The organism is Rhizobium sp. G21 (genome assembly GCF_014158035.1).
GTDB lineage: Bacteria > Pseudomonadota > Alphaproteobacteria > Rhizobiales > Rhizobiaceae > Rhizobium_E.
Map to the genome: position 1 here is coordinate 283,098 of NZ_JACFXW010000002.1, position 11,873 is coordinate 294,970.

The 11,873-nt window shown below is 64.8% G+C and carries 9 protein-coding genes and 2 pseudogenes; 2 read left to right on the forward strand and 9 right to left on the reverse strand.

Translation table 11 applies throughout. The annotated features are described in order from the left end of the window. Window positions 1-39 precede the first annotated feature (39 nt). Both H2O14_RS28595 and H2O14_RS28600 read left to right on the forward strand, forming a co-directional pair. A complete protein-coding gene (locus tag H2O14_RS28595; RefSeq protein WP_281410045.1) occupies window positions 40-1,017 on the forward strand; it encodes a hypothetical protein in 978 nt (325 codons plus the stop codon). Then, window positions 978-1,685 (forward strand): adenylate/guanylate cyclase domain-containing protein, encoded by a 708-nt coding sequence (locus H2O14_RS28600; RefSeq protein ID WP_312858695.1) that lies wholly within the window; start codon window positions 978-980, stop codon window positions 1,683-1,685. The genes H2O14_RS28595 and H2O14_RS28600 overlap by 40 nt, the downstream gene beginning before the upstream one ends. A 10-nt stretch (window positions 1,686-1,695) precedes the next feature. On the opposite strand, the gene H2O14_RS22645 is transcribed toward H2O14_RS28600, so the two are convergent. The 9 genes and pseudogenes from H2O14_RS22645 to H2O14_RS22680 all read right to left on the reverse strand — a co-directional run bounded on the left by H2O14_RS22645 (window position 1,696) and on the right by H2O14_RS22680 (window position 11,797). After that, window positions 1,696-3,303 carry an aldehyde dehydrogenase family protein gene (locus H2O14_RS22645; RefSeq protein WP_312858718.1) on the reverse strand — a complete coding sequence of 536 codons (1,608 nt, stop codon included), beginning with the start codon at window positions 3,301-3,303 and terminating at the stop codon, window positions 1,696-1,698. Continuing rightward, window positions 3,206-3,694 (reverse strand): (2Fe-2S)-binding protein, encoded by a 489-nt coding sequence (locus H2O14_RS22650; RefSeq protein ID WP_182829674.1) that lies wholly within the window; start codon window positions 3,692-3,694, stop codon window positions 3,206-3,208. Before H2O14_RS22650 ends, H2O14_RS22645 begins: the two co-directional genes overlap by 98 nt. Continuing rightward, window positions 3,691-6,827, reverse strand: a pseudogene (locus H2O14_RS22655) (molybdopterin cofactor-binding domain-containing protein). The gene H2O14_RS22650 and the pseudogene H2O14_RS22655 overlap by 4 nt, the downstream one beginning before the upstream one ends. Before the next feature lie 16 nt (window positions 6,828-6,843). Further along, window positions 6,844-7,695 (reverse strand): annotated as a pseudogene (locus H2O14_RS22660) (aromatic ring-hydroxylating dioxygenase subunit alpha); the annotation flags it as partial. A 3-nt stretch (window positions 7,696-7,698) separates the two neighbouring features. Next, window positions 7,699-9,084 (reverse strand): amidohydrolase family protein, encoded by a 1,386-nt coding sequence (locus tag H2O14_RS22665; protein ID WP_182829675.1) that lies wholly within the window; start codon window positions 9,082-9,084, stop codon window positions 7,699-7,701. A 40-nt stretch (window positions 9,085-9,124) separates the two neighbouring features. Further along, window positions 9,125-10,297 (reverse strand): GMC family oxidoreductase, encoded by a 1,173-nt coding sequence (locus H2O14_RS28605; RefSeq protein ID WP_281410056.1) that lies wholly within the window; start codon window positions 10,295-10,297, stop codon window positions 9,125-9,127. Then, window positions 10,180-10,683, reverse strand: a complete 504-nt coding sequence (locus tag H2O14_RS28610) for a GMC family oxidoreductase N-terminal domain-containing protein (RefSeq protein ID WP_281410046.1) — start codon at window positions 10,681-10,683, stop codon at window positions 10,180-10,182. Before H2O14_RS28610 ends, H2O14_RS28605 begins: the two co-directional genes overlap by 118 nt. Window positions 10,684-10,691: 8 nt before the next feature. Continuing rightward, window positions 10,692-11,300: a thiamine pyrophosphate-dependent enzyme gene (locus H2O14_RS22675; RefSeq protein WP_182829676.1), complete on the reverse strand. Its 609-nt coding sequence runs from the start codon at window positions 11,298-11,300 to the stop codon at window positions 10,692-10,694. Continuing rightward, window positions 11,297-11,797 carry a thiamine pyrophosphate-binding protein gene (locus H2O14_RS22680; protein ID WP_182829677.1) on the reverse strand — a complete coding sequence of 167 codons (501 nt, stop codon included), beginning with the start codon at window positions 11,795-11,797 and terminating at the stop codon, window positions 11,297-11,299. The genes H2O14_RS22675 and H2O14_RS22680 overlap by 4 nt, the downstream gene beginning before the upstream one ends. Between the last annotated feature and the right edge of the window lie 76 nt (window positions 11,798-11,873).

Consider the following 11,873-nt stretch of genomic DNA (forward strand, 5'->3'; position numbering starts at 1 on the left):
GCACCGCGCAGGATGCCAGCAGGTCGACAGGAAAGCGTTTTGACGATCCGACATTTCATCAATCGCTCCCGCCTCCACATCGCCTCCGGCGTCACGCTCGCGGTGTTCCTCCTCACCCATTTCCTCAATCACGCGCTCGGCCTGCATTCGCTGGCTCTTATGGAGTGGGGACGCGGCTATTTCAGCCTGATCTGGCGTAGCCCGCCCGGCACAGCGCTGCTCTATGGCGCGCTTTTGACGCATGCGGCGCTCGCGCTGGAGCAACTCGCGCGGCGTCGCAGCTGGCGGATGCCGCTCCGCGAGGCGCTCAAGATCGTCTTCGGCCTGTCGATACCCTATCTGCTGATCCAACATGTGACCGGCACGCGGCTGGAATATGTGCTTTCGGGCTATGATCGCGGGTATCTCGAAGTGCTGCGCGCTCTGTGGAGCGGCCCCGGCTCCAGGCTACAGTATGTCACCGCGCTGATCGTCGTCTGGGGGCATGCCTGTCTGGGGCTGTGGTTTTGGTTGCGCGGCAAAGCATGGTTCGGACGCGCGGCAGGCGGGCTGGGAGCTTTGGCCCTTTTGTTGCTTTTCATCGCGATGACCGGCTTCATCACCGGGGCGGTCGAAGCCCGCGGCGTCCAAATCCCCAAACCGAATGTTCCGCCACTGCCGCTCGATCAACTCTACGGCATTCAATATTGGCTCTATGGCGGCTGGACATTGCTCATCGCGGCGGCCGGCTCCATTGGTTTCGTTGTTCGCGGCGAGAAGATCCGCATCCGCTATGCGGGCGGCAAGATCGTCATCGTCCCCAAGGGATCGAGCGTTCTGGAGGCGAGTCGCTCCGGCGGCGTGCCGCATGTCTCGGTCTGCGGCGGAAGGGTCGCTGCTCCACCTGTCGTGTGCAGGTGCTCGATGGCGGGCGGGACCAGCCGCCGCCGGAGGCGCGGGAGAGCGCCACGCTTCGCAGCATCGGCGCCGGCGCCGATGTGCGGCTCGCCTGTCAGCTGCGCCCGATTCATGATCTGACGGTTCTGCCGCTCCTGGACGCCTCGGGGATCCAGCAATCGCCACGCCGTTCCGACGAGGAGCGGCGGGCCGGGGAGCAACTGGTCGCGGCGTTGTTCTGCGACCTGCGCGGCTTCACGCAACTGTCCGAGAGCAAGCTGCCATACGACGTAGTGTATCTCCTCAACCGCTACTTCGCCATGGTGGACAATGCGGTGACCGAGGCTGGCGGCGTGGTCGACAAATTCGTCGGCGACGGCGCGATTGCGCTGTTCGGGCTGGAAGGTGGTTTCGAGGTCGGTTGTCGACAAGCGCTGACGGCGGCGGCGCGCCTGTCGGAAGAGCTGGGCCGGCTCAACACTTCGCTGGCCGGCGAACTCGATCGTCCCCTGCGCGTCGCGATGGGCTTGCATGGCGGGACCGCGATCGTCGGCACGATGGGATCGGGTCGGGCGGCCGGACTGACGGCGATCGGAGACACGATCAATACAGCGAGCCGGCTGGAAGGCCTGGCCAAGCAACGCAATGTCGAGCTCGCCGTGTCCGCCGATCTCGTGCGCGCGGCGGGCGCCGACTGTGCTGATCTCCAGTCGGAACATCTTGAAATCCGCGGCAAGAGCAATCTTCTGGAAACCTGGCTGGTGCCGGACGCCGCGACGGTGCGACGCCTGCTGCCTTCTGCGCACTGACGCCGCACGATCAGATCACGGCGCAGACGGTCTTGGTCTCCAGATAGTTTTCGAGCCCCTGTCCGCCGTTTTCATAGCCCCAGCCGGATTGCTTGTGGCCGCCCTTGGGCAGTTCCGGCGAGAAATAGGAATGGCAATTGATCCAGATCGTGCCGGCCTTCACCGCCGCCGCGACGCGATGGGCGCTCGAAAGATCCCGCGTCCAGACGCTGCCGGCCAGGCCATAGGGGCTGTCATTGGCGAAGGCGAGGGCTTCCTCGACCTCGTCGAATGGCGTCACCGCCGCCACGGGGCCGAAAATCTCTTCCCGCATCATGCGCATGTCGGGCCGTACCGAGGTGACGACTGTCGGCACATAGAATGCGCCGGTCTCGCCTTCCTGCCGTCCGCCCACGGCGATCTCTGCGCCGTCGGACATGCCTTCATCGATGAAGGCGGCGACGCGATCGGCCTGCTTGCGGTTGACCAGCGGTCCGAGATCGACCTTGGGATCGAGGCCATGGCCGAGCGTCATCCCTCCCGCTGTCGCCGCCAGCTTATCGACGACCTCGTCATAGACGGAGCGATGGGCATAGATGCGGGAGCCGGCGACGCAGACTTGGCCTGAATTGGCGAAAATGCCTCTGGAGACGCCCGGAATGGCGATCGCCATATCGGCGTCCGATAGAATGATCGCGGGCGATTTGCCGCCGAGTTCCAGCGTCAGCTTCTTGAGATTGCCTTGGGCGGCGCGGACGATGAGCTTGCCGACTTCGGTCGAGCCGGTGAAGGCGACCTTGTCGACATCGGGATGGGCGGTCAGCGCCGCGCCGACATCTTCGCCGAAACCGGTGACGATGTTGACGACGCCGGCCGGCAGGCCAGCCTCTATCATCAATTCGCCGAGGCGGATCGCCGTCAGCGACGTCTCCTCTGCCGGCTTCAGCACCACCGTGCAGCCTGCGGCGAGCGCCGGCGCAAGCTTCATGGCGGCCATCAGCATGGGAGAGTTCCAGGGCGTGATGGCGGCGACGACGCCCACGGGCTCGCGGGTCGTATAGGCGAAGATCTGCTTGCCTGCCGGCTGATAGGCGATGGAGGTCGGGATCGTCTGCCCGAGGATCTTGGTTGAGAAACCCGCATAGTAGCGGAACTGTTCGGCCGAGGCCGGGATCTCGCCGAAGCGGCCGGTCTTGAAGCTCTTGCCCTGATCGAGCGTTTCGAGTTCCGCGAGTTCGTCGACATGCGCCTCGATGAGATCGGCGATCCGCCACAGCAACTTGCCGCGCGCCGACGGCGTCATGCCTTTCCAGGCGGGGCTGGTCAACGCCCGGCGAGCTGCCGCCACCGCCTCATCGACGTCTGATATCGTGGCTCTGGCAAGGTCGGCGAGATGGCGGCCGGTGGCAGGATCATGGCTCGGGAAGGACTCGCCGCCCCCGCCTTGCGCCAGACGCCGTCGATCAGCAGCTGTTTTTCCGGTGCGGCAAGAAACGCCCGCGCGCCTTCGCTTGCGGGTTCGTGGACGGTGAGCGTGAAGGTCATGCGAGGTCTCCGGTGGCGCGCTCCGCGCGCAGCATGGCGGCGGCCGAAAGCGCGCCGCGCAGAATGGAATGATAGCCGGTGCAGCGACAGAGATTGCCTTCGAGCCCGGCGCGAATAGCCGCCTCGTCGGCGCCAGGGTTCTCTTTGAGAAGCGCGAGAAGCGCGATGGAAAAGCCCGGCGCGCAATAGCCGCATTGAAAGGCGTTTTCGGCAATCAGCGCTTCACGCAGGGTGCGGCCTTCCGGCAGATTATCAAGGCCTTCGACGGTGACGATGTCGGCGCCGTCGATCCGCCAGGCCATGGTCAGGCATGTATTGACCGCCTTGGCGTCGATCAGCGCCAGACAGGCGCCGCAGCGGCCAAGCCCGCAGGCGATCTTGGTTCCCATCATACCCAAATGATCGCGCAACAGCGTGGCGAGCGAAAGATCCGGCGGGCAGTCCAGAGAGAGGGTTTCGCCGTTCAATGTAAAGGTTATGATCATGCAGCCTCCAGCGCGGCGAGGATCGCCTCGGGAGAAAACGGCGTCACCGTGGGCCAGACGCCGGAGATCGCGGCGAGAGCATTGGCAATCGCGGGCGTGATCGCGCCGATGCCGAGTTCGCCGGGGCCGCGCGGCCCCAACTCATCACCGTCGTCGAGACTTTCGAGCGCGAAAATCTGCATGGCGGCGGGCGCGTCCTGAATGCCAGGCAGCATGTAACTGTCGAGATTGCCGGTGAGATAGCGGCCGTCGCGCATGGTCGCATCCTCCGTCAGCGTAAAGCCAATGCCCTGTACGGCGCCGCCTTCCATTTGCCCGAGATAGGCGGCGACGTCGATCACGGGGCCTGCTGCCGTGTGCTGATGCAGATCGAGAATGCGGATCTCCCCGTTACGCGGCTCACCGCCACCCGCGCCAGCGCCGCGCCGAAAGCGAAGATGTAGCGGGCATTGCCGGCGGAATAGCTGTTCTTCGGGAATTCGAAGGTGATGGTGACGCTGGGGCGCTCATTGGGCGCGAGGCGTTCGGCGAGTTGCCGATAGGTCAGAAGCAGATCGCCGCGATTGGCGCCGCGCAGCGTGACGCCGCCGGGAGCGAGCGCCAAAGTTTCGGGATCGCGTCCGAGACAGGCGCCTGCCGCAGTCCGCATCTTCAGAGAAAATTCCGGGGCGGCCCTGCGCGCCGTCAGCCACACGACGGCGGAACCGCGCGAGGCGGTGGTGGAGCCGGATTCCGGCGTGAGCGAGGTGTCGCCGGTGACGGGCCTGACATCGTCGCGGCTGCAACCGAGCTCATCAGCCAGTACGGATTTGATGGCGGCCAGCAGGCCCTGACCCATTTCATCCAGACCATAAGCGCCTTCGATCATGCCGTCCTCGGTGAGCGAGACCCGGCCGCCGGCAGGATCAGGGACCAACGAGCCCAGGCCGTTGCCCTGATAGTTCAGCGCCATGCCGGCGCCGATGACCCATTCGCCATCCGACTGGACGCCCGAGGGCATCCGCCAGATCGGCGAAGCCTCGGCGGCGGCGAGCATCTCGTGGATGCGCTCGGAGGGCGCGACCTTCTGGCCGAGATAGCCCGGCGTTCCCGGCGCGCGAAGATTGCGGGCGCGGATCTCGATCGGGTCGAGGCCGGCGAGCGCTGCAAGACGGTCCATCTGGCATTCGATGGCATAGGTCATCTGATTGGCGCCGAAGCCGCGAAACGCGCCGCAGACGCCGTTGTTTGTGTAGGCGAGCCGACCGCGCGTCGTGACATTCGCGACCACATAGGGACCGGCGGCGTGTTCGAGCGCGGTTTCGAGCACGCCGGGCCCGAGCGAGGCATAGGCGCCGGCGTCCGACAGCACGTCAACCTCCTGCGCCACCAGCCGTCCCTCGGTGTCGCAGGCCGTGCGCATGCGGATGGTCATCGGATTGCGTTTCTGGCCGGCGAGCACGGATTCGGCGCGGCTCAACTGCAGTCGGACCGCATGCCCGCTCTTCAGCGCCAGAAGCGCCAGCGCCGGCTGCACCGTCAACTCATCCTTGCCGCCGAAGGCGCCGCCGGTCGGGCTGGTGATGACGCGGATCTTCTCCTCCGGCATGGCGAGGATGCGCGACAATTGCATCCGGTCGCGGCCGCCATGCTGGCCGCCGACGGCGACGAGCAGCGATCCATCATCCTCGATCCGCGCATAGCCGCCTTCGGTCTCCATGAAGCCGTGCATCTGGCGCGGCGTCACATAGACGTCCTCGACCACATGGGCCGCCGTGGCGAAGGCTGAAGCGGCGTCGCCGCGCGAAAAGCTGATTTCGCGCTGCAGGTTGCCGGCGTCGTGAAAGGCGGGCGCGTCCGGCTGCAGCGCCTGTTCCGGACTGTTCACCACCGGCAGCGGCTCATAGTCGATTCGGATCAGCGACAGCGCCTTCTCCGCGGTCTCGGCGTCGACGGCAGCGACGGCCGCCACCGCATCGCCGACATAGCGCACCTTGTCCGCGCAGAGCGCCGGCTGATCCTGCACGACGATGCCGAACGCGTTGTCGCCCGGGATATCGCGATGTGTCATCACAGCGACGACGCCCGGCAGCGCCTTGGCGAGACTGGTGTCGATGGAGAGAATGCGGGCATGGGGGACGCCGGCGCGGAGGATGCGGCCGACCAGCATGTCGTCCTCGCGCCGGTCGGTGAGGTAAGAAAGCTTGCCCTCGACCTTGTCGCGCATGTCTGGCCTGACATGCCAGCGATCGCGTTGCTCGCTGCGCGACAGGGTGATTTCGCCGTCGATCCCGGGAGTAGTCGGCGGTGAGTAGGCGGGGCGGCGCGCCAGTGTCGGCAATACGCCGCCGAGTCCGTGAACGAGCGCATTCGCCGCCGCTAGCCGCCGGTAGCGGCCCGACCGGAAATCGTCATCCGGCGCGTCGATCGTTTCGACAAGAGCTTCGCGGATCGCGGCCCAATCCAGATCGCTGTCGTTGCGGCCGTTCAGCAAGTATTCGGCGCCAAACAGCCTTTGCGGCCTCGTGGCGCCGCCGCCGAGCGCAAGGCGCACGCCTGAGATTTTGCCGCCGTCCATCGCGAGGATGCCCGCGACATTGATGACGCTCGGCGTGAAAGCGGCGCGCAGGCCGATCTTGCGCCATGTCCAGCGTGGGAAGTTCTGGCGCGGCAGTTCGATGGCGACAATCAGTTCCAGCGCTTGCGGCGACCCAACCAGCCACTCTTCCAGTGGCATCACGAACTGACCGCCGGGTGTGGCGAGGACCAGATTGGCGTCGAGCGCCAGAAGCGCGGGCAACAGGCAACCGTTGCGATTGGCGATGTTGCCGCCGATCGTCGCCATGTTGCGGATCGATGGGCCTGCGACGGTGCGGAGCGCGGCAGTGAAAAGGGGGCAGGCCTCCGAAAGTGTGCTGTTCTTGGCGAGATCCGCAAGCGTCGTCAGCGCGCCGATCGAGACCCGTTCCGACCTGAAGGATATGCCCCGCAAGGCCGCAAGCCCAGAGAGATCGATCAACCCTTCCGGTTTCGGCGCGCCCTTGGCCCAATCGAGTTGCGTCGTCGTCGCGCCCGCGACGGGTTTCAGCCTTCCGCCGCCGCTTCGGATCAGCGAGAAGACGTCGTCGATGGAGCGGGCGCGCCAGATCTGCATCAATGGCCCCCGCCGTGGTGCCGTAGCGCAGGCCTTTCTCCTTGAGCCAGCGGCGATAGGCAATGGAGGAACTGTCGGCGCGGGTGGGGATCTCGGCGCGCGGTTCGAGCGGCAAGAGCAGCGGTCGCTGGTTTTCGACGATGATCCGGTCCTGCAGGAAGATCACCTGTTCGAAATTCAGAAGCGCCTTATGGGTCGAGAGGCTGTCGACCAGATACATCACCGGCTGCGCCCGGCAGAGCCCGTCCTCCATGGGCTGGATGAACAGCGCGATGGCGTCGAGCCGGTTCGGCGAGGTCGGGCAGACGCGGTACAGCATCACCACGAAAGGCGAGGGGACGCGATAGGTCAGCCGCACGAAATCGCCCTGCTCCTCGGTCGCGGCGATGCGCGGCTGGAAGAAGGTGCAATTGGTGGCCCAGACCTCGTCGACATCGCGGCGGATTTCGCTGAGATAGTTCGGCACTTCCGTATGCGGCTCGGAACCGAGGATATCCGTATGTACGAAGGGGAAATGCGCCATGTCGAGGAAATTCTCGACCACGCGCAGGCCGGACGCGCGCATCGTCACCCAGCCGCACGGAACGAAGCGACGATCGCTTTCCTCGGCTTCTTCGATATGGACGATGTCTTTCTTAGGCGCGCCGAGCGTGGTGAAGAGGCAGCCATAGCGGACGCGGGTCGGCAAGGGCGGGCCGAGCGTGCCGTCATCCAGCATTTCGCGCACCTGAGGCGCGCCCTCAGCGTTGTGCGCGTAGACCAGCGATTGGCCAAGGAGCCTGGTCGTCTGCGGCGCCTCGGTCACCTCGCTCGCGGTCGCGATGGCGTACCAGTCGTCCAGCGCCACCTGATCGGTCGTCTTGGCCATGGCTCACTCCGCTCCATCGGTCCATTGCTTGGTTCCGCCGCCATTGGCCGCCAGCCATTCGGCGCGGCGGGCGAAATGATCGGGCGCGAAGCGATGGATCTCATTGATGATCTCGCCGATATCGGCGGTTTTCAGCACGCCGTCCTCGACGATGATGTCGCCATCAACCATGGTCATCGCCACGTCGCCGCCGCGCACGGCGTGGACGAGATTGTGGTGCAGGTTGAGATAGGGGCCTTCCGGGAAGAACGGCGTCATGCGCGGCGTGTTCGTCTTCATCGCGATGATGTCGGCGCGCTTGCCCACTTCGATCGAGCCGATCTCGTGATCGAGGCCGATGGCCTTGGCGCCCAGGATGGTCGCCATGCGCAGGCATTGCCAGCTGTCCATCGCGGCGGCGTCGCGATTCCTGAGTTTGCCGAGAAGCGAAGCGGTCTTCATCTCCTCGAACATGTCGAAATTGTTGTTTTCCTTTTCGCCATCCGTGCCGATGCCGACGGCGACGCCATGGGCCAGCATGTCGGCGATCGGCGCGATGCCGGAGGCCAGCTTCATGTTGGAGACCGGATTGTGGGCGACCGAGACATTGTATTTCGAGATCAGCTCGATCTCATGCGGATTGAGCCAGACGGCATGCGCGAGCATGGTCAGAGGCGTTTCGAAGAATCCGAGCTCCTCGAGCGCGAACATCGGCCGCTTGCCGTAGCGGGTCATGAACTCCGCCACCTCGATCTCGGCTTCCGAGCAATGGGTGTGAAAGCCGGTCTTGTGTTTCTTGGCGAGTTCGATCGCCCGCTTCTGGCCCGCTTCGTCGGCATAGAAGAGATGTTCGAGCCCGACCCAGACATTGACGCGGCCGCCTGCCTTGCGATGCCAGCTTTCGATCAACGCCTCGTTCATGTCGAGCGTGTCGAAATAGTTGTAATCCGGATGTTCGCCGACATAGGGCACCGCGACCAGCCGCGTGCCGATGGCCTCTGCCGCTCGGGCGCTGCCGTCCATATAGCGCCACATGTCGACCACCGTCGTCGTGCCCGCCAGCGCGGATTCGGCGTAGCAGAGCCAGCTCGCCGTTTCCGCCTCATGCGGCTGCAGCATGCGGTGCATGGGGTTGATGTGGATGGTCAGCCAGTCCCAGACCGGCAGATGCTCGGCCGTGCCGCGCAGAAAGCCGGAATGAGCATGCGCGTTGATGAGGCCGGGCATCAACACGGCATGGGTCATCATCTTGACCGGATAATTCGGATAGGTCGCCGTGATCTCGTCGAGCGGTCCAACCGCGAGGATGCGGCCGTCATCGATTGCGACCGCTCCCTCGGCGATCACGGTGTTGTCGTCATCCATGGTCAGCAGGCTCTCGCCCGCAAGGATCATTGCCGTCTTCGCCATGTTCTCTCCTGGTCTCCCTCATGGAGACGCGATGCAAAATTCAGGCCGCTCCCAACAGAAAATCGGCGGCGCGTTCGCCGATCATCGTGACGGGAGCATGGGTGTTGCAGGTCGGTATGATCGGAATGACCGACGCATCGGCGATCGTCAGGCCGGTAAGGCCGCGCAGCCTCAGTCTTGCGTCGACCACGGCCATCTCGTCACTGCCCATTTTCGCCGTCCCGACCGGATGGAAGAAGGTGGAGCATCCCTGGCGGATGAAATCGATCATCTCAGGCTTGGACAGCCGCCGGGACGGCGCGGCAAAACCATCAAACAGATCCGAGAAAACGCGGGTTTCGGCGAGATCCATCATCGTCTCGACCGCCACTATGAGCGCATCGAGATCGGAAGGTTCGGCCAGATAGTTCGGCTGGATGTCGAGCGGCCCGAACGGGTCGGATGACAGCATTTTCACATGGCCAATGCTTTTGGAATGCATCAGCCCCGCGCCGATCGAGAAGACGTTGCCGGAGAGATCGTAGAGCTCGCGGATGCGCGGCTCGGATGAATTGCCCTGGACGGGAAAGGCGTGGATATCGGGCTGGGCAAGGTCGGGGCGGGATTTCCAGTTGATCATCGAGCCGCCGCCATTGTCGAGCGCCGGTCCCATCGGCTGTTTCGATCGGCAGACCACCGCCTGCACCAATGGATGGTCCTGCAGATTCTTGCCGACGCCGGGCAGCGCATGGCGCGTCTCGATGCCGAGGGATGCAAGCTCCATGGGGTCGCCTATGCCTGAGAGCATCAGCAGACGCGGCGTATCGATCGCGCCCGCCGCCAGCACGACCTGTGTCGTCGCACGCGTCTCGATGGGCTGTCTCTCCACGAGATGCCGGACGCCGACTATCGCGCCGTTCTCGACCATGAGGCCGCCAGCCTGGGAGTTGCACAGGATCGTGAGGCGCGGATTGTCGAATATGGGCGCGAGATAGCCGGTGACGGAACTCCAGCGCTTCCCGCCGGAAATGTTGAAGTTCGAGGGCGCCGCGCCTTCATTGGTCTCGGCATTGGGATCGGCGATCGTGGGAATCCCGAGTTCGCCAGCCCCGTCGATCATCGCTTGCGCGACGGGATGCAGCGCTCTGCTGGTCTCGATCCGCAACGGTCCGCCTGCGCCACGGAACTCAGTTTCGCCGCCTTCCCAATCTTCCGCACGCTTGAAATAGGGCAGGCAGTGGGCAAAGCTCCAGCCCTCGCATCCGGCGGCCCCCAGGCGTCGTAATCGGCAGGGTGGCCGCGATACCACATCATGGCGTTGGTGGAGGAGCAGCCGCCTAGCACCTTGCCACGCGGAATGCCGATGGGGCGGCCGGCGACGCGCTCGGTCGGCGCGTAGTCGTAAAGCCAGTCATGCCGGCTGCGGCCGAGCGGGACCCATCGGGTGGGATCGGCGATCTCCGGCGCGTCGAATTCTGCCGAGCCTGCCTCGATCACCAAGACTGTCGCATCCGACCCGTCGATGAGCCGTCGCGCCACAGCCGCGCCGCCGGAGCCCGAGCCGACGACGATGTAGTCATAGGCTTTGAGGAGCGGGCGGTGAGGGACGGGGCTCGGCATCATCTGTCTCAATTGTGCTCGCTCGGGCCCATGATGACGATGCTTTCGGTCGCCTCGACATGCCGGACGAAGATGTATTTGTCCTCACGACCGTCGGAATGTTTGCGCTTGATGTCGGGCTGCACCGTGCCCGCCACTTTCGCGACGACGATATAGGGGACGTCCGCCTTCAATCCGGCCTCGCAATGGGCTTCGAAGTCTTCGAGCGTGCGGGCGGTGAAGGCGTTTTCGACGCCCGCGCCGCGAGCGATGGCGGCGATATCCACCCGGCCTGAGGCGGTGTGCGTCGGCGGGCCGCCGATCGACTGGTAGCACTCGTTGTCCCAGACCACGACGAACAGGTTTTTCGGCTGCTCATTGCCGAGCGTGGCGAGGATGCCGAGATTGAACATCATGCCGCCATCGGTGTCGAGCGAGACGATGCGGCGATGCGGAAGGCCGGCGGCCAGGCCGAAAGCCTGCGGCGTGACGCAGCCGAGTTGCTGCTGGAACAGGCTCGCCTCGCGCATATGCGGGGCGGCGTTGTACCATTCGTCCACTGAGGCGCCGAGCGAGAGGATGACGAGTTCGTCTTTCAGTCGCGCGGCGAGGAGCTTCATGCAGTCGTAGCGCTTCATCGCACGATCTCCCCGCCGAGCGCGATGGCCGAATGGTAATAGGCGTTGTAGGACCAGTTGTAGGCGTCGACGATCGACTGCTCGATCTGCTCCTCTTCGCGGACGATCCGGTAGGGAATGCGCAGTGCGTTCAGCACCGGCTCCATGGTGATGCCGTGCGGGATGGCCCACCAGTTGTTCTCGCCGAGTTCGCCGCGATAGCTCATCAGCATCACCACCGGAATGCCGGCGCCGAGGCCCATGCGGGCGAGCGGTTCGACTGAGGCGCGAAGGCCGGAATTCTCCATCACCAGCGCTGCGCGCTTTCCCGACAGGAACACGCCGCCGCAGATCGCTGCGCCTTCGCCCTCATTGGTCACGCGGATCGTGCGGATGTCGGTATCGGCGTCGAGCGCCGGATAAAGCGGCTTGAAAAGGGAATCGGGCAGATAGCAGACGATGGACACGCCCGCTTTCTTGAGCCCGCGCAACACCGCGTCGACGGCTGATGGCTTCATGATGGTCTCTCCGTTCCGGGAGAGAAAAGCAAAGTCGAGGTGTTCCGAATAGACGGGAAAATTTGTTGCTGTTGTT